The organism is Leptospira langatensis, assembly GCF_004770615.1.
Lineage (GTDB): Bacteria > Spirochaetota > Leptospiria > Leptospirales > Leptospiraceae > Leptospira_B > Leptospira_B langatensis.
On record NZ_RQER01000001.1, the window covers coordinates 284,345 to 308,373 of the forward strand.

Consider the following 24,029-nt stretch of genomic DNA (forward strand, 5'->3'; position numbering starts at 1 on the left):
ACTCTCCGCACCAAGATCGGAAAAGAAGAGGCGGGAGTTCGATTGGACGTATTCTTAGCAAATCGATTCACCTACCAATCCAGATCCCTCTGGAGAAAAACATTAGAAGAAGGTAAAATACTCGTACAAGGAAAGATTGCAAAGGCTTCTTATCTATTGAAAGAAGGAGAAGAAATACTTTATCTTCCCGGAGAGATCGAAGAACCGGAAGTCCAGAGAGAGTTTAAGGTTCTATACGAGGATGAGAGATTCTTTGCGGTTGAAAAACCAGGAGATCTACCGGTGCACGGAGCGGGAAGATACCGCAAAAACAATTTGGTGGATATCATAGAGGTAGATCCTAGATTCCAGAGACCTTACTTGATCCATAGATTGGATCGAGAGACTTCGGGGGTCGTGTTGTTTGGAAAGGATCCGGATGCAGCCTTCCGAGGTTCCGATCTATTTGCAAATAGGAAGATACGTAAAACATATATCGCTTATGTTTGGGGAAGTTTTCCTAAGAAGAAGAAAGCGATCGGATTCTTGTTTACGGATCCTTCTTCTCAAATCCGTAAAAAAAGGGCTTTTGCATTCGAGGAGCGTAGGAAAGATTTGCAGGTCCCCGAAGAGGAATTAGAGTCTTCGGAAACGAGTTTTTTAAAACTAGGAGAGGGAATGCACCAAGGCAAAGTATTTTCCAAACTGCTTTGTCTTCCTAAGACAGGAAGGTTGCATCAGATCCGTGCGACTCTTTTCTCCTTAGGTTATCCATTACTCGGAGATAAGATCTACGGAAAAGACGAAACAGTTTTCATCGAATTCATCCAAGGAGAAGATCCGGATCTGATCTCTCGATTAGGAATGTCCAGGCAAGCACTTCATTCCCGTTCTCTTTCGTTTGTTCATCCTTTCCTAAAGAAGAGGATCCGTATCCTATGCCCTTTGCCTGAGGATTTTCCCAAATGAAACAAAATGATCCTGGAGTTTGGATCTCCTTTCTTCCCTTATTCTTTCTCATCGTTTCTTTAAGCACTGCAGGTTTCGTGTTCGGGAGCGGGATCGCAGAAGGACCGGCACAGATCCTTCTATTTAGCGCGGGAGCGGTATCGGCGGGAATTTCCAGGCTCAGAGGTATTCCTTGGACACGGATAGAGGAAACCGTCTTAGATTCCATGAGGAATGTCCTGCAACCGATCGTAATTCTGCTGTTGATCGGAGCACTTATCGGGATCTGGATCCGATCCGGGATCGTTCCTGCATTGATCGTTTGGGGCCTAGAACTTCTAAAGCCGGAAGTATTCTTACCTTCCGCTTTGGTACTGTCCTCAGTTGTATCCCTCGCAACTGGAAGCTCTTGGTCCACTGCGGGGACCATAGGAGTCGCGCTGATCGGAGTGGGAGCGGGCTTGGGAAAACCTTTAGGAATGGTGGCGGGGGCGATCGTCTCCGGCGCATACTTTGGAGATAAGCTTTCTCCTTTTTCAGAAACTACGAATCTTGCTTCTTCGATTACGGGAGTTTCCCTTTTATCACATATCCGTAATATGGCACGGACTACATTGCCTGCCTTTTTGATATGTTTGGTAGTATTCACCTTCCTCGGAATGGATGGAAGCTCCGGAGAGACTCTCTCTGCCACCACACCGGTAATCTCTGCCTTACGATCGGAGTTCCATATTTCTTGGGTGCTTCTATTCCCGCCATTCATTACGTTTTTATTGATCTATTTTAGAATGTCCGCCATTCCATCCATCTTTATAGGGATCGTGACCGGAGGGATCTGTTCCTTGCTGACTCAAACGAATCTATATGCCGGATCGAATCATTTCCAAGAGTCAGTTTCTCTAGCATTCAAGGCCTTAGTTACTGCAGCCGCAGAAGGTACCAAGATAAAGACAGGCCAACCGCTTGTGGATGAATTATTATCCAGGGGAGGAATGGCTTCTATGCTTCCCACAGTTTGGCTCATTCTATCCGCGATGTTCTACGCAGGGACCATGGAGGGAGGGGGAATGACCCAAACTCTTGCCGGTGCCGTTCTGAAATGGGTGAAGGGAAGAGGATCCCTTTTAAGCGTTACTGTATTTACTTGCATCGGCACCAATCTGTTTTGCGCGGACCAATACCTTTCCATTGTGGTGCCCGGAAAAATGTTTAACGAAGCATATTCTAGAAAAGGGATCGATCCTAGAAATCTTTCTCGCTGTTTAGAGGACTCCGGCACCATGACTTCTCCATTGGTCCCCTGGAATTCCTGTGGTTCCTTTATGGCTGCCGCATTAGGAGTTCCTACATTGGTGTATTTACCCTATGCGTTTTTGAATTTGTTATCACCTTTGTTTTCCTTGATCACCGGATGGACAGGCTGGGGATTTGCGGGAACCTATGTAGAGACTTCCGACGAAGATAAAAAATCCTAAACTAGAACCGTTTTGGCTTGGAAGAAGAGGATTTATTCTATAACATTTGGTCGATTTCTTTTGATCAAAAAAAGCTTGTATCTGTTTTTGCAATTTGGGAAAGTTGAAAAAAGTGAGCAAAAGCTCACATTTTGAAGAAGATCGAAAATTCTACTTCAATTGCCAAGATACTTCAAAGTTGAGGAGTTCCGATGCCGAGATCCCGATGGAAAGAACGAATGATTCCCTTACTTGGCCTTCTGGCCATGGGAATTCTCCTAGGAGGACTTGCTTCTTCCTGTGGTAGCAAAGAGGAGGCGGGCACAGAAGGCTTCGCCCATGTGGTTATGATCGATAATGCTTTTTCTCCGCCTATGCAGAGGATCCCTGTCGGTGGCCAGATCGAGTTTGTGAATTCCGGGGCAAACCCGCATAACGCGATAGCCGTAGACAAATCCTGGTCGACGGAAAAGAATTTCGGGAATCTTGTAATGCCCAGAGGAGCTAAGGTAAAGATAACCTATCCTAAGGAAGGGGTGTTCCCATATTACTGCAGCTTCCATGCTTCTCCGGACGGAAAGAACGGAATGGTGGGGGATATAGTCGTCGGAAATGCGCAGTACAATCCTGCCGCCAGAGCGGGTAAGGCCTGGAAGGTTGCGGAGAAATTCTCCGGTACGACTCGTAAGGTTCCTCAAGTCTATCCTACTATCCAAAACGCTGTGGATGCCGCTTCTCCAGGAGATTTGGTTCTCGTGGATGAAGGCGTTTATTATGAGGAGGTCGTAGTTACTACACCTTCTATCATACTCCGGGGAACGGATCGGAACAAGGTTATCTTGGACGGGCAGTTCCAAAGAGGGAACGGGGTGATCGTAGTCGGGGCGGACGGTGTTGCAATCGAGAATATGACCGCTCGAAATTCCACTCTGAACGGATTTTTTTGGACCGGTGTCAAAGGATATCGGGGTTCCTACCTAACCGCTTATAATAATGGGGACTACGGGATCTATGCATTCGACTCTGTGAACGGAGTATTAGAACATTCGTATGCTTCCGGATCTCCTGACGCGGGGATCTATGTGGGACAATGTTATCCTTGTAAGGCAATCCTTTACGACGTGATCTCCGAGAATAGCGCCTTGGGTTATTCCGGAACGAATGCCGGCGGGGAATTGTATATCATCAGCTCCATTTGGAGAAATAATATCGTAGGCCTCGGGCCTAACTCTTTGGATCGGGAACTTCTTCCTCCGGAAAGAGAGACTACGATCATAGGAAACTTGATCTACGATAATAATAACTTAAAGGCTCCGATCAAACCTTTGGAATATCCTTCTTACGGGATCGGCGTATTGATCGCCGGCGGACTTAGGAACGTAATCAAGAATAACGTTGTGTTTGGACACGAAAATTACGGTATTGCGCTCTTGCCGAACCTGGACGAGAATTTCTGGTTCTCTCACCAAAACATCGTAGAGGAAAATACAGTGTTTTCTTCCGGGATCGCGGACTTGAACCAGTCCGGTCCGATCAGTATTGGGAATTGCTTCTCTAAGAATAAGTTCCAGACATCCATTCCTCCTTTATTAGAAAAAGCGAATTCGTGTGAAGGGGGAATACGCCTTCCTATGGGAGGAGAACTATTCACCGCCTTCAATGCGCTTTCTTTGATGGTAGATGCGACCAGAGGAAATTATCCAAGTGGCGATTGGAAGAACCAACCGGTCCCAGGACCTCAGGCGAATCTTCCTGGAGGTGCAGGCGCTCCTATTAAACCGGCCCTTCATGCGTTTGAGGATTTCGGATTGGATCTGAACAAGGTGACCCTTCCGCCGGATGCAGATAAGATCCTGGCAGGTAGAAAACAGAAATTTGGGGATGTCTTAGGTGGATTCTCCGTTCCGAGACCTTTGGATATCCAGAGTTTACTTTTCCGTTGGTTCGGATATCTTCTCCCGATGCTTCTCTATGTATGCTTAACCAGCTTGAGCATTTATGATCTTGTTTCCAGATCGGAGGCAAGTCCCGGCAAGTATCTTTGGTTGGCATTCGTTTCCTTGGTCCCATATTTGGGAGGAGGAGCGTATCTATTAGCGGGCAAGTCCACTTATCCTAAGTATCTGAGATTGACTCTGGTGCTTGCAGGTTTCGGTGTGTCTTTGGCCTTTATCGTCTTCCTCGGATTCTCCATTGTGGGGAATGTGGGAGAAGGTTGATCGAATACATTAGAATTTTTGAAATTATTAAGGAGTTTATTATGAACACTGCTCAAATTCTCGAACCTGGCTTTTTTACTCTTCTGTTCAATTTTTACGGATACTATATTTTCTATATTGTATTTGCACTTTGGGCACCTCTTGCTCTTATCGATCTCTCTAAGAGAGACGATGTAACTGCAAAGCAGGGAAGTCTTTGGACTGCCGCAATCGTTCTTGTTCCTTTGGTCGGAGCGGGAGCTTATCATCTTGCGGGCGGATCCAGGATCCCTGCCTGGGCAAAGAACATTCTGGTATACGGCGGGATCGGACTTCTCGTATTGACCATCTTGATCTCAACCGTCGCCAGATTCTAAATTAGGATTTCAGAATGAATCGGAAGGATTTCCTTCGTTGGCTTGGAATTGGGGGAGCGGGGATCGCGGCAGGGACCGGTATCGCCGGGATCACCACTCGCAAAAAAGACGAGCAAATCTGTAGAACTGTAGGAGCTCCTACAAATCAGGGGTCCAATCCTTCCATACGTTTACCAGGCTCCATAGGAGGTAATTCCTATGGAAGCATGGTTCATCCTCCCATGTTCCTGAATGCGGACTTCTTATCTAGAATGGAGTTGCATTCGACCCTTCCCCAGGCGCCGCCCGGAAATTCATTTCGTTCCGAGATCAATATCGTGGAGATGCCTTTGACTGTGGCGCATGAAACGGTGGTGAATGCTTGGACCTTCGACGGGATCGTTCCTGGTAAGGTTTTGCGAGCAAGAGAAGGGCAGAATATGGAGATCCTATTTCGGAACCATTCCAATCACCCTCACTCCATTCATTTTCATGGGACACACGATCCGCAACAAGATGGATGGGAACCGATCGCATCCGGTGCGGAAAGAATATATAAGATCAAGGCTGGACCGATCGGATTTCATCCGTATCATTGCCATGTTCCTCCTTTGGCGAGTCATATGTCTAAGGGTTTGTATGGAGGATTCATTGTAGATCCCCCAGGCGGACGCCCTCCTGCTCTAGAGTTTATGCTCATACTTGCGGGTTGGGATCTGCAAGAATCCGGACGGAACGATATCTATGCGTGGAACGGTATTGCCGGTTTTTACGATCGATTTCCGATCAAGGTCCCTGTAGGGAAGAAGGTACGCTTATACATCGCGAATATGACCGAGTACGACCCGATCGCTTCTTTTCATTTGCATTCTCAAACCTTCGACGTATACCGGACCGGAACGAGACTGGTTCCGGATGAACATACGGACGTAGTCACATTGGGGCAAACAGAAAGGGTCATTGTGGAATTTACTTTAACGAAGCGGGGAAGATACATGTTCCATCCTCACCAAACCCATATGGCAGATAGAGGAGCCATGGGATGGATCGTAGCGGTATAGAGAAAATGAATTATAAAAAAATAATATTATATTTACTAGTGTTAGTAGTCGGATTAGGGATCGGGCTTGGTATACAGAAATACTTTAAGAAGACAGAATATGCTTTGGAATATCCCGTCCAAGAGTGGAAGACTGCGGTTCTAAAAGATACAGAAGGCAAAGATATTCGACCATCCGAGTTGAACGGCAATCTTTTCGTAGTATATTTCGGGTTCTCACATTGCCCCGATATGTGTCCCATGGCGTTAATGGATATAGAAAACGCATTTCGTATCTTAGGAGAAGATTCAAAGACGGTGACTCCTGTCTTTATTACTGTGGATCCGGAAAGGGATACTCCTGAAGTGCTTCGAAATTATATTTCCCGATTTCCCGGAAAGGAGCTAGTGGCTTTAACGGGTGGAAAAGCTAAATTAGAGGAATTGCAAAAGGGATTCGGTGTCTTCTCCCAGAAAGTCCAGAACCCTGCTCAGGCCGGAGGTTACGGCGTGGATCATTCCCTTTTCATTTATCTTGTTAATAAGTCCGGAATGATCTTAAGAGCTTATCCGACCGGGATCAAGGGACCGGAGCTTGCGGAAGAGATTAGAAAGCTTCTTTGAAGAAGTTCCTACATAATATTCATTTCTTATCGTAAAAAGCAAAAAATACTGCAAGAAGGATGAGCACGAAGCTCACCGCATGATTCCACTTGATCCTTTCCTTTAAGACTAGGATCGCGAAACCAATAAAGACTGTAATCGTAATGACTTCTTGTAGGATCTTTAACTGAAACCCACTTAGCTCTTCTTCCGCATAACCGATTCGATTTGCAGGAACCATTAAGCAGTATTCAAAAAAGGCGATCCCCCAGGAGATTAGTATCGTTTTCCAGAGAGGGAAGTCTTTGAAGAATTTTAAATGCCCGTACCAGGCGAAGGTCATGAACATATTGGAAAGAGTAAGAAGTGCGAGAGTCCTCATACTGCCATCGAACTAAGTAGTCGCGATTCGGGCAAAAAAAAACCGGAGCAGGCTCCGGCTAAATTTGGTAAGGATCTAACTGAAAAACTTTTAGGAAGTTCGAACTTCTATCTTTTTGCTCAGCGGCTTTTTACGAGGGAGCTTCAGTTGAAGCACTCCGTTCTTTAGGACCGCGGTGATCTTATCCTCTTCGACCGGTTCGGAGAGAAGAAAACTTCTGCGATAGTCGCCGGTTCCGTATTCGGAGTAGCGAAGCTCTCCCTTGACTTCTGCTGTCGAAGTCTTTGCGGAAATTCTAAGTTCATCCTTCTCAATGGAGATCTCGAGATCTCCTTCTTTCACTCCGGGAAGGTCAAGAAGAAGCACATGCTCTTCTTCATTCGAATAAAGATCGGTAGCAGGAGTGTAGACGTTTTTTCGGACAGCCTTGGTCTCTTGCTCGGTCGCTTTCTCTGATCTTAATACTTCTGATACGCTCATTCTACTTTTCTCCTTAAGCCTTGGCTTCTATACGGATCTTTCTTGGTTTCTCGCTCTCCAGAACTGGAAGGACAAGAGTTAAGATCCCTTCGTTAACGGTTGCCTGCACTTTCTCGGAATCGACTGCCACAGGAAGTTCGAGTTGTCGCTTGAAGCTTCCGCGAGCTCTTTCTATGCGTCTTGGTTTGGCTTGGGCCTCATCCTTCCATTCTCCCGAGATGGTGAGAAGATTATGTGCTACGGTAATATCCAGATCTTCTGGGGCAAGTCCTGGGACTTCCGCAGTTACTGTGATTGTGTCCTGATCGGAATAAACGTTCAGGGCAAGAGAAGTGCGTCCGCCTTCCCATACTGGATCAAATAGATTATGGAATCGGTTTTGAATTCTTCGTACTTCGCTAAAAAAATCATGTTGTCTCATTTAGCAGCCTCCAGTGCCATTTAGCACTCATATATATAGAGTGCTAATATTCAAAAAAGTTTCAATTATTTTTTGGAAAATTTAGCACTTTTATACTATAAGTGCTAAATGGATAAGAAGAAGTTCCCACACAGATTTCCTGGGCTGGAAACTGATTTGCGAAAAGTCGGATCTTATGAAATTTTGCCCTTCGCGGATGAACCACCGCACCGGCCCCCACCCAACGAGGGTGGGGAGTAAACTTTCCTCGGAGTAAGTTTTGGAAACAGACCAGATTCGGAAGAAAACAAGAATCCTTTTGATCCGCTGTTCGGATGAACCAGGCCTGATCCACAGAATAACCGGTTTTTTAGCCAAGATAGGCGCCAATATCATCGGAAACCAAGAATTCGTAGAGCCTCTCCAGAAGGTTTTCTTTATGAGAACGGAGTATTCCATCCAAAAGGAGGAAAAGGACGAGGTAATCCTGTCGGAGTTACTACAAATCCTCCCAAAAGACGCAGAACTAAAACTTTCGGCATCGGCAGCTGCGAGGGTCGTACTGCTCGCAACCAAGGAGGCGCATTGTCTAGGCGATATACTCCTTCGCTGGAGATATGGGGAGCTTCCCATGGAATTGTTGGGAGTGATCTCCAATCACGAGACCTTAGGGGATCTTGTGCGCGACTTTAAACTTCCTTTCACTTTCGTTCCGAGTGAGGGAATGAGCCGAGAAGAGCATGAGAAAAAGGTTCAGGAAAGATTGGAGGAAATGCAGCCGGACTGGATCGTTCTCGCCAAATATATGAGGATCCTAACGCCAGAGTTTGTAAACGGTTGGCAAAATCGTATTTTAAATATTCATCATTCGTTTTTGCCTGCCTTCGTCGGCGCCAAGCCATATGAGCAAGCCTATAAAAGAGGAGTAAAGATCATCGGAGGCACTGCTCATATAGTGACAGAGAATCTGGACGAAGGCCCAATCCTTGTCCAGGATGTTTGTCATGTGGATCATGGATATTCTCCCGAGAGATTGGTCCTTTATGGAAGGGACCTGGAGAAGGTTGTGCTCGCCAAGGCGTTGCGACTTCTTCTGGAGGATAGGGTCATGATCTTTCAGAATCGGACCATCATATTCGAATGAGATACATACCGCTCCTGTCAGGTTTCGAGTTGACCTCGATCTGATCCGTCCTTACTTTTTACTTTCTTGATTTGAAGAAGTCTATATGCCCATTCGAAAACTAGGTTTTGTACTTTCTATATTCGTCGCTTTAGTTCCTCTTGTTCTTTCCTTTTACGGATATCTTCCTCCTTCCGTCGCAGGAATGTTTTTCATTTTTCTTTCAGCAGCGGGCCTTTGGATCTTTGAGATTATTCCCGGGCATGCAACTTCCATTCTGATCATTCTCACGGAGATCCTCTTCTTCTCCAATCCAGGCAAATGGGATTTCTTAAAGCAGTACCAAGTTCCTGGAACTAAGAGTCCTGCTCCTGCGGTTTTTCTTGCTTCTCTTGCGGATTCTGCAGTCGTTCTTTTCTTGGGAAGCTTTGCTTTGGCAAAGGCCTGTGTGAAAGTAGGTGTGGATCGCTGGCTTGCGAATCGAGTACTTCCTTATTTTGGGACTACTCCTAAGTATGTTCTGCTCGGCCTAATGTGCATTACCGCATCTATTTCTCTTTGGATGAGTAATACTGCCACGGCCTCTCTTATGATCGCTCTTGTATTTCCGTTGCTTTCCATACTCAGCCAAGAAGAGAAGTTTCGGAAAGCGGTACTGATCGGAATTCCTTTTGCTGCAAACTTGGGAGGGATCGGGACTCCGATCGGTTCGCCTCCAAATGTGATCGCATTTGCGAATTTAAAGAACCAAGGCTTTGGGGACTTTATTTCTTTCGGAAGTTGGATGCTTTTCGCTATTCCTCTGTTGCTCATCCTGATGTTCGCCGCATGGCTTTGGCTTCTTCGTGCCTTTCCTGCAAGTCCTGGGTTGAGACTTTCCCTGAGATATGAAACTCTGGCGGACGAGGGTTCGAAAAAGAAACTAAGGTTTGTCTTATTCGGATTCTTTCTAACCGTCGTTTTCTGGCTTACGGAATCTTTGCACGGAATTCCTGCAGGAGTGGTTGCGTTATTCCCTCTTCTTTTGTTTACTTCGGCTGGGATCTTGGAATCCAGTGACCTGCGTTCTTTAGAATGGGACGTTCTGATCTTGGTCGCGGGGGGGATCGCACTCGGGACCGGGATAGAGAAGAGCGGTGCAGGAGCTTGGTTTGGGGAATTGATCGGAAGTAAGGCTGGACCGAATGAAAGTTTCTGGGTGCTTGGGATCTTCTTCTCCATTGGACTATTCCTTTCTACATTTTTGTCGAATACTGCGACTGCGAATTTGCTCGTCCCCTTGGCCATTCCTGTGGCAAGTCTGCTTATGCCGGGGAATGAGTCGTATGCGATCCAATTAGTCTTAGGATCTGCGTTAGGCGCTTCTTTAGCGATGTCCCTTCCTGTGTCCACTCCTCCGAATGCGGTTGCATACGCTGTGGGAGGATTCGAGATCAAGGACATGGCTCGTGTAGGAGTAAAGATCGGGATCTTAGGCTTGGTCCTAGTCCTTTTGGGATTTTTGATCTTTCAATGATTCAAAGTTATAATCATTCGCTAAAGCATAAGTAGGAGAATCAACGCTAAGAAAAAGGGAACGAGCCTAACGTATATCATACAAAAAGAAAAGGAAATTCCGAACTGATCGAATGTTGTTGACTTAATGAGTTTCACTCCTTATCGGAATGCGTTTGTTGCTTTTATAGTCTCTTTTATTTCCGTTTCTTGTACGCAATCCAGCCAATCCAATCCTGGCCTGTTTGCTGTCGCTTTTAGCGGATTTGGTATGTCCTCTCCACCGACAAAGCCTTGGCCTAAGTTTATAGGCGTTTCAGGAACGACTACCTTGGGCTTTGCCGGAAATAGGGATCCGTTCGGGAGTATACTCGCGACCGGATATACCGACGGAAATCTGGATCACCAAAAGCTTCTCGGCATGGAAGATTCCTTCATTACAAAATATGATGAAGAAGGGAATAAGCTTTGGACCCGACTTTTAGGCGGAGGACCAAAAAGTTATGTAACTGGAAGCACAGTAGGCTACTTTGTCGCATCCGATTCGGAAGGCAATGTATTCGGAACGGGAATTACTGTGGCAAACTTGGATGCTCAAAGTTTAAACGGGTACCAAGATGCTTATCTTGTGAAATACGATCCGGACGGAAATAAAGAATGGACTAGGTTGATCGGCGGAGGAAGTAACACCGATTTTCAACATGGGACTTCTAGCGGAAGAGGGATCGTTTCAGATGCATTAGGAAACATTTATATTGCGGGAACAACGAATGCGGATACATTCTACGGGGAAGCGAATTTAGGTGAGAACGATTATTTCCTGGCGAAATATGATCCGAATGGAAATCAAGTATGGGTAAGAATGTCTAGAAATTCTCAACCTGATCATGAGCGATTTACCGGTGGGTTGACCATCGATTCGAACAGCGATCTATACTTAGTCGGAGCGACGGACACTGATTTTGACGGACAGATTTTAGTGGGGATCGAAGATGCTCTGATTGTCAAATACGACAAGGATGGGAATAAGCTCTGGTCTCGGTTGGTAGGCGTTTCAGGCCAGCTCTCGGTTGCGCATGATATCGGAGTTGATCCTGATCGGAATATTTATGCGATCGGTTCCACTTCCGGAGAATTGGATGGTCAGACACCAATTGGACAAACCGACATGTTTATCATAAAATATGATAAGGATGGAAACAAACTATGGACTAGGCTTTTCGGGAATCCTGCATTTTCTTCCTTCTTCTCATCTGAAACATTAGGCCAAGGAATTACTGTAGATTCTAATGGGAATTCTTACATTGCGGGAATGGTTTCCGGGACGAAGATTTTTTTCACCAACGCAATACAGAATTCATTTATAGCGAAATTTGATACGAATGGGAATTTGATCTGGTCCAATTTGGAATATTTACAGGATTCCACAAAATGCTTAGCAAACGCCCAAAATCCGATCCTTGGACTGAATAACGCTTTCTTTGTTACAGGCTATACGTTGTGCAATTTGGATTTCGTAAATCCCTCTCTCGGGGTGGACAGTTTATTCATTTCCAAAGAAGAATTGGGAACAGGAATTTATCCGTAGCTAAGTTCGAATGCGTTCGGATTTTTCTCACATTTATATGGGTTAAAAGTCTTCAATCTCACTTATTATTTATTTCCCAAATCAAAACGCATCTGAAAACTGTATAGCAGAATGCGCTTTGTTCGAAAGGATCTCGGTAGCTCTGCAAGAGCCCTTCTTTATTTCACGATCCTGATCGCGTTTTCTTGCGCCGGAGTTCCGGAACATTCTTCCGGTTCCGAAAAGTCGCCTGTGGCACAAACGAGTATTGTAGATAAGATCGAGAACCAAATTGAAAAACTATTAGGAAAAGAAGAAGATCCCGAAGTCGTTAAGGTGCTGCTTGGCGGGGACGTTATGTTCAATTGGGGGATCCGAGACACGATCAAAGCCAAAGGAGAATTGGCTCCGGTCAAAGGTTTAAAAGACCTTTTTGCAGGTGCGGATCTTAAAATACTAAATCTAGAAACCCCGGTCGTATCCGAAAAGAATTGGGATACAGGCAAAGCATACGTGTTCCAGGCGAAAGAGGCGGATCTGGAGACTATGAGCTTTCTGGGAGTGGATCTGGTCTCTCTTGGAAATAATCATGCAATGGATCATGGACCAGAGGGCTTGGAAGAAACACTAAAATTCCTTTCGGATCGGAAGATCTCCTATATAGGCGCAGGAAAAAATTTAGAATCCGCTTTCAAGCCTTGGACCTGGGAAGGAAAGGATACGAATCTTAGGATCTACTCCGCAACCAATGTCGCAGAAGGAAGATCTCATTATGCAAGCACTAGTCCCGGAGTTATGCCCTTAGATGCGGACCAATGGGTAAAAAAGTTCCAAATGGAAAATCAAATTTTGAATTCCGTAAAGAACGGACCCAAATTCCTTAAGAAAGGGCTGAATGGGAAAAAATCCAAGGCACTACCTTCTTCTCAAAATCAATTCAGGATACTTTCCTTGCATTGGGGAGTGGAGTATTCTCCCTTTCCGACTTTGGATCAAAGAAAGATCGCAAAAACCATAGCGGACAGCGGAGTGAATATCATCATAGGGCATCATCCTCATATTCCCCAGGGGATCGAAAGGATCGGGAATAGTTTGATTTTCTATTCTTTGGGGAACCTGATTTTCGGAAGCAGGAACGCTTACTTAAACCATAATATAATCGTAATTCTTCATATTAAGAAAAGCAAATTGATCCAGGTGGAGCTCGTGCCCATTTTCGGCAAATTCCAAAATGAGGATCACCTGGTCAGGCCTTTAGAAGGAAAAGAGGCCGAGAACTTTTTGAACGAAATTGCTGTATTGTCCCAAGATCTAGGAACGAAGATCCGTATTGAAGGAAATAGGGGTTGGATCGATCCAGACTAAGCGGATTTGGTCCAGTTCTCTATTTTCAATCCGGGTATTTTGCCGAAATGCTTTTCGTTGTTCGTGACTAGAGAATAATTTAAATAGAGTGCCGTGCATCCGATCAATAGATCAAAGTCCTCGATCGTATTTCCTTTTTTCTGCTGGGTTGCCTTTAGCTCTCCGAAAGTTTCCATAATCCCGGAATTCAATTCTATCACCGGAAATAATTCCGCGATCCTTCGTACTGTTGCGAGATTCCTTTCCTTGTAAGAGGATTTTTGGGCTCCGAAGATCAGTTCCCCATACGTGATCACGGAAACGGACTTAATGGAGTTCTTTCTTTCCAGGAAATTTTGGCGAACGATCGGATCGTTCTTTAGGCTATAGATGATAATGTCCGTATCAATCAAATAGCTCATCTGTTTTACTCCCGGAATTATTCTTGGTGCGGGAAGAACGGATCTCTTTGACGATCTTTTCAGGAGTTCTATCATCTATCCAAGAACCGGATAGTTCTAAAAATCCCATTGTCTTTTGTTCGGATCCTTTTGTATCCTGAGCGAGGTAGTTTTCTATGAGAAGTACCACTTCTTGGCTGATCGATCTGTGTTCCAATTCGGCTCTCCTTTTCAATGCTTCATAGAGTCTGTCATCCATATCCCGGACTTGTAAGTTTGCCATAGTTCCGAACCTCGGATCTATACTACTCAATTTTCATGAATTTTCAATCAGATTTCATGAACTCTTGTCTTCCTTTCCGGAAAGTTGATTTCTCTCGCATTTAGATATTAGCCAATCGGTTTGGACCAAATTGAAAATTAGAAATAAACCCGAACGTAGGAATATCCATTCCAATTACGCATTAAAGCCGTTTGAGAGGATAAGGCATTCAAATGGCAGATTTACATTCGGCTTGACCCCCCTGCCAAGTCTCCGAAAATAGGACAAAATCCTTATTCTTCTGCTCGTCACGACACGTAGACGGGCGTTTTCCCATAGGAGAAACTTTTGAGAAACTACGAGATTACCACAATTACGCGTTCTACCGCGAAGGAAGTGGCTAAAACTGAGGTCCTAGAGATCTTCAAGAAGCATTCCATCAACGTAACCGCTGAGGAAGATTGGGGCCAAAAGAAACTTTGGCATCCGATCAAGCACCAGGACTACGGTATCTTCACTCACTTCAAAGTGAATGCCGAACAATCTGCCTTAGAAAAGGTAGAGCGGGATTTTGGATTAAACCAAAACTTACTCCGCTCAATGATCGTCCGCCTCAATGGCTAACGATATCAATCGGGTGACCCTAGTAGGGCGCCTGACCCGTGATCCGGAATTCAAAACGGTGAACGGTACTTCCTTAGTTAACTTTTCCATCGCGAACGGTCGCACCTATGTGGCCGGTGGAGACAAGAAAGAGGAAACTCATTTCTTCGACTGCGAGGCTTGGGGAAAGGGCGCTGATATCATCCAACAATACTGCAAGAAGGGCAAACAACTCGTAATCGAGGGACGTCTGAAGCAGGATACTTGGGAAACCATGGAAGGCAAGAAGGCCTCCCGCATCCGTATCGTCGTGGAGAATTTCCAGATGATCGGAGCAAGGGAGAATGGAAGCGGAGAATACGGTTCTTCCGCGAATAGCGGATCTTCTTCTTATTCATCCTCGCAGGATGATATGGGAAGTTCCGGAGCAGACGACGATATACCTTTTTAACGAGGACACGAACAATGTCAGAAAACGAAGTACAAGAAGAAGTTAAGCAAGAGACTGCCGCAGAAGGCATGTCTTTAGAGCAAGAAGGAGGGCGTCCGCCTAAGAAGCAGAACAAATACAAAAAGAAAGTTTGTCGCTTCACCGCAGACCCTGAACTTGCAAAACAGATCAATTATAAGAACATAGAACTTTTGGAAAGATTCATTACCAACCGCGGTAAGATCATTCCTCGTAGGATCACCGGAACTTCCGCGAAGTACCAAAGGATCCTTGCTAGAGAGATCCGTAAGGCACGTAGTATCGGCCTTCTACCGTTCAAGGTAAACTGAGGAGGAAACGAATGAGAGTAATATTACAAAAAGACGTTTCTAACTTAGGCGACGCTGGCGATATCAAAGATGTCGCAGACGGTTTTGCTCGTAACTATCTTTTCCCTCAGAGACTCGCAGTTCGCGCGTCCGAAGGAAAGACTAAGATGGCTCTTCACCAGAAGAAACTTGCGGATCTGAAAAAAGATAAACGCAAGAAGGCGATGGAATCTGTTTCTTCCGGATTGAACGGAAAGGAATTCGAGATTTCCGTGAAAACCGGTGGAGGAGACAAACTCTTCGGAGCGGTGACTCCTGCCGATGTTGCGGTTCTTTTGAAGAACGGCGGTTTCGAAGTAGACAAGCGTAAGATCGAGTTCGCAGAACCGATCCGTAACCTTGGTTCTTACAAACTGAAAGTACGTTTGGCGGAAGGGATCATTCCAACCATCACAGTTCATGTGAAGAAAGAAGAAGGCGCTTCTACCGAAGCTTAACCTTAACCGTATAACGCTCATGCAAGCCGACTCCTTGTTTGAATTGGAATCCGAGAAGTCTTTTCTCGGATCCCTTCTCCTCAAGGGGGCGGACAATCTGATAGACATTCCTCTGGTCCCAGAGGATTTCTATCAGGATACGAATCGCCGCATCTATAAGGCGGTTCTGGATTTGGTCGACAAAAAGATAGCGATCGATCCTGTCTCCGTTCTAAACTTCCTAAAAGAAAACTCTCTTCTAAAAGATCCGGAAAGGGAATACGATTATATCTATTCTCTCTATAAGGACTCAGTGGTTTCCCATCCTCTGGGATATTATGCGGAACGCATCAAACGCCTTTCCGAAAGAAGGAGATATTCTAAATTATTAACGAGCGCACTCGAGCTGATCCAAAAAGAACCGGGCGAGAACGAATCCGTTTTCAATCAGATCGAACAGAGCCTAACTGAGGTTTCCAGATCCGCAGATGTGAAAGGTCTGATGCCTGTTTCTCAGGACAAGGCCGCTCTTTCCGAGTATATCAAAGAGATCATGGAAAGCAGGGGCCAGGTAAAAGGGCTTCGCACGAATTTCACTCAGTTTGACGAGATGACTTCCGGTCTGAAAGAATATGAGATGATGGTTCTTGCCGCAAGACCCGGAAACGGTAAGACCACTCTTGCGTTGAATATCGCCTCGAATGTTGCGCTCATCCATAACCGTCCTGTGGTCATCTTCTCCTTGGAGATGAGCCGCATGGAACTTCTTCTTAAATTAGTATGTTCTTATGCTCAGGTCGAGTCCAACAAGCTCAAACGCTCCGAAGTAACTAAGTCGGATGCGCCCAAGCTGATCGAAGCGATCATTAAGGTAACTTCTTCTCCTATTTATATAGATGACTCCGGTGCGCTGAGTGTGGATGATTTTAAGGGAAGGATCCGTAAGCTTCTTACCAACGAGAGCCTAGGACTCATCATCGTGGACTATCTTCAGCTCATGAACGACCCCAAAAGCAGGGACGGAGGAAGACAACAAGAGGTTTCTTCCATCTCCAGAGCGCTCAAGCAGATGGCCAAAGAAGCAAAATGTCCTGTGATCGCTCTTTCTCAGATGAACCGATCCATCGAACAGAGGTCCAAGGACCAAAGACCTCAGCTTGCCGACTTAAGAGAGTCGGGTGCGATCGAGCAGGATGCGGATATTGTGACATTCATATATCGAGGGGAGAAGGGAAAGGACGAAGAGGAAGATCCTAGAATGAAGGGAATGGCGGAGATCATCATCGCCAAGAACCGATCTGGGCCTACAGGTTCTTTTCCACTTGCCTTCCGGCCTGAACTTTCCAGATTTGATAACGTGTAGCCCAGGCGAGGTCGGATTTAGCACGGCCGCCTCCGACTAAGATCAAAGATGGGAAGTCGGACGAGAATGGTGCATCCTAATGGAAGCTTCGGAGCAAGCTCTTATATTATAAATTAAGGAACTGGAATTTCTTTGGAAGATTGGATTTTAGAAGGTTATAGAACTAGAGCCTGGGCAGGAGAAGCTACCGAGGCCCAAGAAGGAAAAACACTTACCTTATTCGGTTGGTCTTTTCGATTCAGAGATCAGGGCGGAGTGATCTTCGTAGACTTGAGAGACCGCACCGGTATCCTGCAAGTCGTTCTTCGTAAAGAGATCCTGGGAGAAGGTTTTGGCGCAGCGGAAAAGATCCGCTCCGAATACGTGATCGCAGTCCAAGGAAAGCTTAAGAAAAGAGACGCAGAAAGCATCAATCCGAAGATGAAGACGGGAACGATAGAGCTCGTCGTAGACAAACTAGTTATCCTGAACCAAGCAAAAACCCCTCCATTCTCCTTGGATGAGTTCGATGAGATCTCCGAAGAGAACCGTTTGAAATACAGATATCTGGATTTCAGAAGGGACGAGCTGAAGAACAGAATGCTCAAGCGTCATGAGTTCATCTTCGCGATCCGCAATTATTTGAATGCACGCAAATTCGTAGAGATAGAGACCCCTATCTTGAACAAGTCCACTCCGGAAGGGGCTCGGGACTTTTTGGTCCCTTCTCGCTTGAACCCGAATTCCTTTTACGCGCTTCCTCAGTCCCCTCAGATATTTAAGCAAATTCTAATGGTTGGGGGAATGGAGAGATATTTCCAGATCGTGAAATGCTTCCGGGACGAGGACCTAAGAGCGGACAGACAGCCTGAATTTACTCAGTTGGACATGGAATTTTCCTTCGTTTCCCAAGAAGAGATCCTGACCGAGATAGAAGGTCTATTCTCCCAGATCATGAAGGAAGTGTTCCAGTTGGAACTGAAAGGCCCCTTCTCCAGAATGCCTTATCGACAAGCAATGGAAGAATACGGTTCGGATAAGCCGGACCTTCGTTTCGGAATGAAGCTCGTAGACGTTTCGGAGATCGTAAAGAATAGCGATTTCCAAGTATTCACTGTCGCGATCGGAACGCACGGAGTGGTAAAAGCGATCTGCGTTCCCGGCGGCTCCGTCATTTCCAGAAAGGAGATCGAAGAGCTGACTGCTTGGCTTGCCAGGGATTACAAGGCAAAAGGCCTCGCTTATATGAAGCATGGCCCGGAAGGTTTGGAATCCACGATTACGAAACGATTTACTCCGGAAGCTCTCCAGAAAATTTCCGAGGCGGTCGGCTCCAAAGAAGGGGACATGATCTTTTTCGGCGCCGACGAAAGGCAAATTGTAAACCATTCTTTGGGAGCACTTCGATTAAAGTTGTCGGAAAGATTTGACAAACCTGCAGAAGGAAGCTTTCATATTTCTTGGATCGTGGACTTCCCGATGTTCGAGTGGAATAAGGACAGCAATCGCTGGGATTCCTTGCACCACCCGTTTACTTCTCCGAGCGATGCGAGCTTGGAAATTTTTTCTTCCGAGGAAAGATTGCAAAGGGATGCGGGTATGGCTCTTGCCAAGGCCTACGATCTGGTGTTGAATGGTGTGGAGATCGGTGGAGGTTCCATTCGTATCCATTCCAAGGATGTGCAGAACCGAGTCTTCTCCACTTTGGGGATAGGCCCGGAAGAGGCTAAGGAAAAATTCGGCTTCCTTTTGGAAGCATTGGAATTTGGAGCTCCTCCTCACGGTGGGATCGCGTTCGGTATCGATCGGATCCTTATGCTGATGACTGGTGGGAAATCGATCCGAGATGTGATCGCCTTCCCGAAAACCCAAAAAGGTGTTTGCTTGATGAGTGAATGCCCGTCGGAAGTAGAAGAGAAGCAGCTCCAAGAATTGAAGCTGAGATTAATAAAGGTTTAATCGTATCAGGAAAGAACAATTTACTTTCGAAAGCCAGGACCTGTATCGTAAGATCTGCGGGATCAACGATGCAGGAGTGAAAAACCTGGAAAAACAGTTGGAGATCGATCTAATCCCTCGCGGGAACGGATTCCAGGTGGAAGGAATTCCTGCAAAGGTGGACTTCGCCCTGGACTTTTTCCATCTACTGGAAACGAATTATAGGGATAGACCGGACCGTGATTTTACGGACCAATTCGATTTCAGTTATCTTCTCAAACAAGCCACTAGAGAAAAGAAGAAGGAAGAGCGTCGCTCCGAAGACGAGCCATTTAAGCCTTCTGAAAAGATTCTCACCACATACAAGGGAAAACATCTCTATCCTAGGACAAAGAACCAGGATAAGTACATTCAATCTTTCTTAAATAATCTGATCACTTTCGGGATCGGTCCTGCGGGAACGGGAAAGACATTCCTCTCCGTGGCGATGGCCTGCAGATTCCTGCAAAACGGGATCGTGGACAAGATCGTTCTAACAAGACCTGCTGTAGAGGCGGGGGAGAATCTTGGATTCCTACCCGGAGATCTGAACCAGAAAGTGGATCCTTACCTTCGTCCTGTATACGATGCTTTGAACGAATGCATCGGTTTTGAAAAGACACAAGAGTATATCGCTCTCACCAAAATTGAGATCGCTCCGGTCGCATTCATGCGGGGAAGGACTCTTTCCAAGAGCTTTATCATCTTGGACGAGGCCCAGAACTGTACTCTCTCCCAGTTAAAGATGATCATGACCCGTTTGGGAAGAAATTCGAGGATGTGTATTTCCGGGGACGTTACTCAAATCGACTTGGAACATGGTAGATCCGGTTTCGATCGTGTGGTAAGCTTATTTAGAAGTACCGAGAGCATAGGCCAGGTATTTTTCGGAAAAGAGGATATCACGAGACATCCATTAGTGGAAACCATCGTGAGGAAGTTCGAGGAATTGTAATGTTTCCCCTGGGATCGTTTTTAGAAAGAGGAATGGCTTGGATCACGGACACTTTGACCAAGATCCGTCCCATCTCTTTCGTTCGTAAATTCCAGGTCATTCTGACTGCGATCACTCTGATCTTCGTGACCTGGATGCTTGCCATTCCATTCTTCGGTCAGGACAAAATAGATCTCACTCCCGACGGTCCTTATTCGGAAGGTAAGACCGCCTTAGATAAGGTGGTCTCTACCAAGGATATCGTGTACGAAGATGAGGAGAAGACAAAAGCAAAGAGACTCAAAGCGTATCAGTCTGCTCCCAATTTTTTCGATCGGGATTTTAGGATACTCACGGAAACGATCCGACCGGCCATCCAGGAAGACATGGAGAAATATAGGGAGCCGAAACCTTCCGGAGAAAAAACGACCGCTGAACTTTTAACGGCAGTCCCACGTTGGAAGAATAGGTCCAAAGAGGATCTAGAACTCCTTCTCAAGACCCCAGGGAAATCCAGGGTCCGCGACCTAGTCCAACAATATAGTAATTTAATTTTTTCTAATCTTTGCATCTTACGAGATGCTCCTGCGGAGTATAATACGATGCGCTCCGCGGAGGCAAAGATCCGTAATTCGGGGGCTAGCGGAAATAAGGAGCAGATCTCTTCCTTGGAAGGGGTTCAGGTCATTCCTCGCACATATCTATACAGAGACAATTTCACGATCGAGTATCTGAATAAGCTCGCGGCTGAGAAATTGCAGTCTACCGATCCTCAATTGCTCGCAGTGATCCAGAAGCTGGCTTTGACTTATGTGTATTCCAATCCTGGTTGTACTTATAATGCCGAAGAGACCAAGAACCAAAAGCAAGCGGTGATGGATAGAACGGAACCTGTGAATAGCAGGATCAATGCGGGGGAAGTGATCGTAAAAGCGGGAGAGATCATCACTCCGGAAGTCTACCGGAAGTTGCAGATCGTGAACAGATACGCTACCCGCGCGAATATCACTTCTATCGTTTCCATTCTGCTGATCCAGTCTATCTTCGTTATTATTGTCTATGCTTTCTTGAAAAAATACAATCCTAAGCGACTGAACGATGTTTCGAGTAACGTGATCGTGTTTACTCTTATCTGGTCTTTGGTCCTTTGGACGTATTTGGCTTCTAAGGCATTCTTCAGTTTCGAGAATAGCTATGATTCCGTATTCTATTTCGCTCTGGTCATCCCTACCGGAATGGTTTGCCTCATTCTTTCGATGATCTATGACGAGCAATTGTCCATTGCGATAGGATTCTTTCTCTCTTTCTTCGTATTTGCCGCGTCCAGATACAATCCTACTTCCTTTATTCTTGCCTTTGTGATGACGGTGGTTGCCGCCACATACGGCAGAAAAATGAGAAAGAGGATCGATTTTATCAAGGCAGGCTTCTATATGGCCTTGGTCCAGATCCTGATCTCTTCCTCCGGGTATCTGTTCGATTCCAGGAATTATTGGGTGGCGGCTCCTTCCGGTTCTCATTTGAGGGATCTTTGGGATTCCAATATATTCAAATTGTATTTATTATGCTTAGTGAATGGATTCGTCTGTTCCACTTTGACTCAGCTCCTTCTTCCGATCTATGAGTATGTTTTCAATATTCCGACCAGATTCAAACTTATGGAGCTTGCAGATACGGGGCATCCTCTCTTGCAGGATCTTCTGACCAAGGCTCCTTCTACCTATACTCATACATTTCTTGTAGCCGCCATGTCGGAACGGGCCGCTCAGAATTTGGAGTTGGATTGGCTTCTGACCCGAGTTGGGGTTTACTTCCACGATATCGGCAAGATCCCGAACGCAGGCTTCTTCGTGGAGAACCAGCATTTGATCCCTAAGAAGGAAAATATCGATAAGAACAATCCTGCCAAGGCGGCAAAGATCGTGATCGATCATGTTTTGGATGGGATCGAGATGGCCAAGAAGGCTAGGCTTCCTAGGGAAGTGATCGATTTTATTCCGGAACACCATGGCACTTCCACTATGGCTTTCTTCTATCATAAGGCCTTGGCGGAACTTTCTCCTTCTCAGAAGAAGAAACTGAGAAAGCAAGACTTTCAGTATCCCGGCCCTAAGCCTCAAAGAAAGGAAACCGCGATCGTTATGATCGCAGATAGTTTGGAAGCGGCTAGCCGTTCCTTGGAAGAAGTGACTCCTGAATCCTTGGATGCTCTCATTACTAAGATCGTTAACAGCAAATTGGCAGAAAACCAATTGGACGAATGCGGACTTACTCTAGGAGATCTGGAAGTCGTTAAGTCTTCTTTCAAAGAAGTACTTCTTTCTAGTCTTCATTCCCGGCCGAAATATCCTAAGCCGGAAGAAACAAAGGCTTTGGAAGAAAAGAATAAGAATATTCTCGGCAGACATGCCGTGAAAGGCTCATAAACTTGTTCGAACTCTCCTCGGATATAAGAGAAGAATTGCCTTCTTGGTTGTCCGAAACGGAGCTTCTTCCCCGCTGGAATACATTAACCGGGTTCGCATTTCCTAATATACAAACCCATCTCTCCCTTCTCATTGTGGACGACGAATCCATGAAGGAGATCAATCGGGTCCGTAGGGGAAAGGATTATGCGACTGACGTGCTTTCTTTTCCTCTGAGTTTCGATCTGGAGCCTTGGAACCTTCCCCCCATAAAGAAAATAAAAACGGGTCCTATCTTAAGTCTGGGAGAGATCGTGATTTCCTGGGACACTTGTAAGGCGCAGGCCAAGTCCATAGGTCACAGTGTAGAAGAGGAATTCTTTCGTTTGTTCGTGCACGGTTTTTTGCATCTGATCGGCTACGATCATGAAAGAGGAGAAGAGGACGAGGCTCTTATGAAGGAGAAAGAGGATCTATGTCTGGATCTGGTTCTGGGGCCTTAAAGAAAACCAAAGGGATCGTGATGGAGAGCCGGATCCTTCCCGAGGGAGATGCTTTTTTGCGACTTCTTCCGGAAGAAGGAGAGGTAAATAGCTTTCGGATCAAGGGTATCAAGAAGAGTAAGACTAGACCTATCGCGGCGGTAGAACCAGGTTCCCTAACCGTATTAGATTATTATTATACGCAAGGCAGAGAGACCTTTAACGTGAAAGAGATCGGACTCGTCCAGAGGTTCGATAAGGCAAAGGCAGGCTATGCGGGCACCGTTTTAGTTTCTTATTTGGTAGAGCTTGTTTCTTCCTTTCTAACGGAAGGGGGTTCTCATCCTCAGGAATACAAACTCTTATTGGGAGCCCTGAAAGAATTGGACGAGGACGGGTATAGACCCGTGTTTTTACCCTTCTTCAAATTAAAACTTCTGTATGTGGGTGGCTTTCTCTCCAAAGAATTGGAATGTGCGAGTTGCGGTAAGACTTTCTCGGAGATCCGATCCTGTAGTTTAGACGAAACCCATTTTGAGATCGTCTGCGGGGACTGCGGAACTCCCAGGCCGGACAAGTATGGACTGGTCCTATTCATCCAGGATTGCCTTGCGTTACGATACAGGGACCTGAAAGACAAAAAGATTTCCCTTGAACTCCTGAAGGAGGCGGATAGTCTCAGCAACCGGGCCTTAAAACCCTTGTTAGGAAAACGTTTGAAATCGGAACCTATGTTATACGAATCCTTGGGGGAGAACCTTGGATAAATTCTTTAAGACCTGCTTTTTGCTGATCTATATTTTTGGGATCGTCTTTCTCATCATACTCGATCAAAGATGGGGAAAGAAGACCCCAATCCCTCGTCCTAGTTTCGGAGAGGAAGGAAGGAATTGCCAATCTCTTGAATGTATCCTGAGGGAGAAAAATCTGGTCCTTGGAGCCTTGGACAGAAGCTGGAATCAGATCCGCGACAAACGACTTTTCCCCGACTGGGAATCCAACTCCTCTAAAAAATAGGATC

The 24,029-nt window shown here is 45.8% G+C and carries 26 protein-coding genes; 21 read left to right on the forward strand and 5 right to left on the reverse strand.

The window, feature by feature from the left end; all coding sequences use genetic code 11:
- Positions 1-42: 42 nt before the first annotated feature.
- From EHO57_RS01230 to EHO57_RS01255, 6 genes are all read left to right on the forward strand, one after another.
- Positions 43-948 (forward strand): RluA family pseudouridine synthase, encoded by a 906-nt coding sequence (locus EHO57_RS01230; RefSeq protein WP_135646966.1) that lies wholly within the window; start codon positions 43-45, stop codon positions 946-948.
- Positions 945-2,402: a Na+/H+ antiporter NhaC gene (gene nhaC / locus EHO57_RS01235; protein WP_135646967.1), complete on the forward strand. Its 1,458-nt coding sequence runs from the start codon at positions 945-947 to the stop codon at positions 2,400-2,402. The genes EHO57_RS01230 and nhaC overlap by 4 nt, the downstream gene beginning before the upstream one ends.
- 218 nt (positions 2,403-2,620) lie before the next feature.
- Entirely contained in the window at positions 2,621-4,600 is a 1,980-nt protein-coding gene (locus tag EHO57_RS01240; RefSeq protein ID WP_425460756.1) for a PLDc N-terminal domain-containing protein, read from the forward strand.
- A 41-nt stretch (positions 4,601-4,641) separates the two neighbouring features.
- Positions 4,642-4,956 carry a phospholipase gene (locus EHO57_RS01245; protein WP_135646969.1) on the forward strand — a complete coding sequence of 105 codons (315 nt, stop codon included), beginning with the start codon at positions 4,642-4,644 and terminating at the stop codon, positions 4,954-4,956.
- 14 nt (positions 4,957-4,970) lie between these two features.
- Positions 4,971-5,996, forward strand: coding sequence for a multicopper oxidase domain-containing protein (locus EHO57_RS01250; protein ID WP_135646970.1), 1,026 nt, complete (start codon positions 4,971-4,973; stop codon positions 5,994-5,996).
- A complete protein-coding gene (locus EHO57_RS01255; RefSeq protein ID WP_246050433.1) occupies positions 5,978-6,598 on the forward strand; it encodes an SCO family protein in 621 nt (206 codons plus the stop codon). The genes EHO57_RS01250 and EHO57_RS01255 overlap by 19 nt, the downstream gene beginning before the upstream one ends.
- Positions 6,599-6,617: 19 nt before the next feature.
- Here EHO57_RS01255 and EHO57_RS01260 read toward each other — a convergent pair whose 3' ends face one another.
- From EHO57_RS01260 to EHO57_RS01270, 3 genes are all read right to left on the reverse strand, one after another.
- Positions 6,618-6,959 carry a DMT family protein gene (locus tag EHO57_RS01260; RefSeq protein ID WP_135646971.1) on the reverse strand — a complete coding sequence of 114 codons (342 nt, stop codon included), beginning with the start codon at positions 6,957-6,959 and terminating at the stop codon, positions 6,618-6,620.
- 90 nt (positions 6,960-7,049) lie between these two features.
- On the reverse strand, positions 7,050-7,439 hold the full coding sequence (locus tag EHO57_RS01265) for an Hsp20/alpha crystallin family protein (RefSeq protein ID WP_135646972.1): 390 nt from the start codon (positions 7,437-7,439) through the stop codon (positions 7,050-7,052).
- Positions 7,440-7,452: 13 nt separating this feature from the next.
- Positions 7,453-7,860 carry an Hsp20/alpha crystallin family protein gene (locus EHO57_RS01270; RefSeq protein WP_135646973.1) on the reverse strand — a complete coding sequence of 136 codons (408 nt, stop codon included), beginning with the start codon at positions 7,858-7,860 and terminating at the stop codon, positions 7,453-7,455.
- Between the two features lie 259 nt (positions 7,861-8,119).
- On the opposite strand from EHO57_RS01270, the gene purU reads away from it, so the two are divergent.
- The 4 genes from purU to EHO57_RS01290 all read left to right on the forward strand — a co-directional run bounded on the left by purU (position 8,120) and on the right by EHO57_RS01290 (position 13,388).
- Positions 8,120-8,983 carry a formyltetrahydrofolate deformylase gene (gene purU / locus EHO57_RS01275; RefSeq protein WP_135646974.1) on the forward strand — a complete coding sequence of 288 codons (864 nt, stop codon included), beginning with the start codon at positions 8,120-8,122 and terminating at the stop codon, positions 8,981-8,983.
- A gap of 85 nt (positions 8,984-9,068) precedes the next feature.
- Entirely contained in the window at positions 9,069-10,478 is a 1,410-nt protein-coding gene (locus EHO57_RS01280; RefSeq protein ID WP_135646975.1) for an SLC13 family permease, read from the forward strand.
- Between the two features lie 249 nt (positions 10,479-10,727).
- Complete coding sequence (locus EHO57_RS01285) at positions 10,728-12,044, forward strand: SBBP repeat-containing protein (RefSeq protein ID WP_246050435.1); 1,317 nt, start codon at positions 10,728-10,730, stop codon at positions 12,042-12,044.
- 111 nt (positions 12,045-12,155) lie between these two features.
- Complete coding sequence (locus EHO57_RS01290; protein ID WP_135646977.1) at positions 12,156-13,388, forward strand: CapA family protein; 1,233 nt, start codon at positions 12,156-12,158, stop codon at positions 13,386-13,388.
- Here EHO57_RS01290 and EHO57_RS01295 read toward each other — a convergent pair.
- Positions 13,385-13,789 carry a type II toxin-antitoxin system VapC family toxin gene (locus EHO57_RS01295; protein WP_135646978.1) on the reverse strand — a complete coding sequence of 135 codons (405 nt, stop codon included), beginning with the start codon at positions 13,787-13,789 and terminating at the stop codon, positions 13,385-13,387. The two genes, EHO57_RS01290 and EHO57_RS01295, sit on opposite strands and share 4 nt — an antisense overlap.
- Positions 13,773-14,051, reverse strand: a complete 279-nt coding sequence (locus EHO57_RS01300) for a FitA-like ribbon-helix-helix domain-containing protein (protein WP_135646979.1) — start codon at positions 14,049-14,051, stop codon at positions 13,773-13,775. The genes EHO57_RS01295 and EHO57_RS01300 overlap by 17 nt, the downstream gene beginning before the upstream one ends.
- Before the next feature lie 327 nt (positions 14,052-14,378).
- Here EHO57_RS01300 and rpsF point away from each other — a divergent pair, with 327 nt between their 5' ends.
- The 11 genes from rpsF (at position 14,379) to EHO57_RS01355 (ending at position 24,025) form a co-directional block, all read left to right on the forward strand.
- Positions 14,379-14,654: a 30S ribosomal protein S6 gene (gene rpsF / locus EHO57_RS01305; protein ID WP_135646980.1), complete on the forward strand. Its 276-nt coding sequence runs from the start codon at positions 14,379-14,381 to the stop codon at positions 14,652-14,654.
- Positions 14,647-15,084 (forward strand): single-stranded DNA-binding protein, encoded by a 438-nt coding sequence (locus tag EHO57_RS01310; RefSeq protein WP_135646981.1) that lies wholly within the window; start codon positions 14,647-14,649, stop codon positions 15,082-15,084. The genes rpsF and EHO57_RS01310 overlap by 8 nt, the downstream gene beginning before the upstream one ends.
- A 14-nt stretch (positions 15,085-15,098) precedes the next feature.
- Positions 15,099-15,413, forward strand: coding sequence for a 30S ribosomal protein S18 (gene rpsR, locus EHO57_RS01315; protein WP_135646982.1), 315 nt, complete (start codon positions 15,099-15,101; stop codon positions 15,411-15,413).
- 11 nt (positions 15,414-15,424) lie between these two features.
- Complete coding sequence (gene rplI / locus EHO57_RS01320) at positions 15,425-15,889, forward strand: 50S ribosomal protein L9 (protein WP_135646983.1); 465 nt, start codon at positions 15,425-15,427, stop codon at positions 15,887-15,889.
- 19 nt (positions 15,890-15,908) lie between these two features.
- Positions 15,909-17,231 (forward strand): replicative DNA helicase, encoded by a 1,323-nt coding sequence (gene dnaB / locus EHO57_RS01325; RefSeq protein WP_135646984.1) that lies wholly within the window; start codon positions 15,909-15,911, stop codon positions 17,229-17,231.
- 132 nt (positions 17,232-17,363) lie between these two features.
- On the forward strand, positions 17,364-19,169 hold the full coding sequence (gene aspS, locus EHO57_RS01330; RefSeq protein ID WP_135646985.1) for an aspartate--tRNA ligase: 1,806 nt from the start codon (positions 17,364-17,366) through the stop codon (positions 19,167-19,169).
- Positions 19,170-19,173: 4 nt separating this feature from the next.
- On the forward strand, positions 19,174-20,142 hold the full coding sequence (locus EHO57_RS01335) for a PhoH family protein (protein WP_135646986.1): 969 nt from the start codon (positions 19,174-19,176) through the stop codon (positions 20,140-20,142).
- On the forward strand, positions 20,142-22,547 hold the full coding sequence (locus tag EHO57_RS01340) for an HD family phosphohydrolase (RefSeq protein WP_135646987.1): 2,406 nt from the start codon (positions 20,142-20,144) through the stop codon (positions 22,545-22,547). The genes EHO57_RS01335 and EHO57_RS01340 overlap by 1 nt, the downstream gene beginning before the upstream one ends.
- Before the next feature lie 149 nt (positions 22,548-22,696).
- Entirely contained in the window at positions 22,697-23,029 is a 333-nt protein-coding gene (gene ybeY, locus EHO57_RS01345; protein ID WP_246050488.1) for an rRNA maturation RNase YbeY, read from the forward strand.
- Positions 23,002-23,775, forward strand: a complete 774-nt coding sequence (gene recO / locus EHO57_RS01350) for a DNA repair protein RecO (RefSeq protein ID WP_135646989.1) — start codon at positions 23,002-23,004, stop codon at positions 23,773-23,775. The genes ybeY and recO overlap by 28 nt, the downstream gene beginning before the upstream one ends.
- Positions 23,768-24,025: a hypothetical protein gene (locus EHO57_RS01355; protein WP_135646990.1), complete on the forward strand. Its 258-nt coding sequence runs from the start codon at positions 23,768-23,770 to the stop codon at positions 24,023-24,025. Before recO ends, EHO57_RS01355 begins: the two co-directional genes overlap by 8 nt.
- Positions 24,026-24,029 lie beyond the last annotated feature (4 nt).

What these genes read in the sequence shown, in the direction of transcription:
- nhaC (WP_135646967.1), top strand. Translation starts at nt 945, where the DNA reads ATGAAACAAAATGATCCTGGAGTTTGGATCTCCTTTCTTCCCTTATTC.
- EHO57_RS01240 (WP_425460756.1), top strand. Translation starts at nt 2,621, where the DNA reads ATGATTCCCTTACTTGGCCTTCTGGCCATGGGAATTCTCCTAGGAGGA.
- EHO57_RS01245 (WP_135646969.1), top strand. Translation starts at nt 4,642, where the DNA reads ATGAACACTGCTCAAATTCTCGAACCTGGCTTTTTTACTCTTCTGTTC.
- EHO57_RS01250 (WP_135646970.1), top strand. Translation starts at nt 4,971, where the DNA reads ATGAATCGGAAGGATTTCCTTCGTTGGCTTGGAATTGGGGGAGCGGGG.
- EHO57_RS01255 (WP_246050433.1), top strand. Translation starts at nt 5,978, where the DNA reads ATGGATCGTAGCGGTATAGAGAAAATGAATTATAAAAAAATAATATTA.
- EHO57_RS01260 (WP_135646971.1), bottom strand. Translation starts at nt 6,959, where the DNA reads ATGAGGACTCTCGCACTTCTTACTCTTTCCAATATGTTCATGACCTTC.
- EHO57_RS01265 (WP_135646972.1), bottom strand. Translation starts at nt 7,439, where the DNA reads ATGAGCGTATCAGAAGTATTAAGATCAGAGAAAGCGACCGAGCAAGAG.
- EHO57_RS01270 (WP_135646973.1), bottom strand. Translation starts at nt 7,860, where the DNA reads ATGAGACAACATGATTTTTTTAGCGAAGTACGAAGAATTCAAAACCGA.
- EHO57_RS01280 (WP_135646975.1), top strand. Translation starts at nt 9,069, where the DNA reads ATGCCCATTCGAAAACTAGGTTTTGTACTTTCTATATTCGTCGCTTTA.
- EHO57_RS01285 (WP_246050435.1), top strand. Translation starts at nt 10,728, where the DNA reads ATGTCCTCTCCACCGACAAAGCCTTGGCCTAAGTTTATAGGCGTTTCA.
- EHO57_RS01290 (WP_135646977.1), top strand. Translation starts at nt 12,156, where the DNA reads ATGCGCTTTGTTCGAAAGGATCTCGGTAGCTCTGCAAGAGCCCTTCTT.
- EHO57_RS01295 (WP_135646978.1), bottom strand. Translation starts at nt 13,789, where the DNA reads ATGAGCTATTTGATTGATACGGACATTATCATCTATAGCCTAAAGAAC.
- EHO57_RS01300 (WP_135646979.1), bottom strand. Translation starts at nt 14,051, where the DNA reads ATGGCAAACTTACAAGTCCGGGATATGGATGACAGACTCTATGAAGCA.
- EHO57_RS01310 (WP_135646981.1), top strand. Translation starts at nt 14,647, where the DNA reads ATGGCTAACGATATCAATCGGGTGACCCTAGTAGGGCGCCTGACCCGT.
- rpsR (WP_135646982.1), top strand. Translation starts at nt 15,099, where the DNA reads ATGTCAGAAAACGAAGTACAAGAAGAAGTTAAGCAAGAGACTGCCGCA.
- rplI (WP_135646983.1), top strand. Translation starts at nt 15,425, where the DNA reads ATGAGAGTAATATTACAAAAAGACGTTTCTAACTTAGGCGACGCTGGC.
- dnaB (WP_135646984.1), top strand. Translation starts at nt 15,909, where the DNA reads ATGCAAGCCGACTCCTTGTTTGAATTGGAATCCGAGAAGTCTTTTCTC.
- EHO57_RS01340 (WP_135646987.1), top strand. Translation starts at nt 20,142, where the DNA reads ATGTTTCCCCTGGGATCGTTTTTAGAAAGAGGAATGGCTTGGATCACG.
- ybeY (WP_246050488.1), top strand. Translation starts at nt 22,697, where the DNA reads ATGAAGGAGATCAATCGGGTCCGTAGGGGAAAGGATTATGCGACTGAC.
- recO (WP_135646989.1), top strand. Translation starts at nt 23,002, where the DNA reads ATGTCTGGATCTGGTTCTGGGGCCTTAAAGAAAACCAAAGGGATCGTG.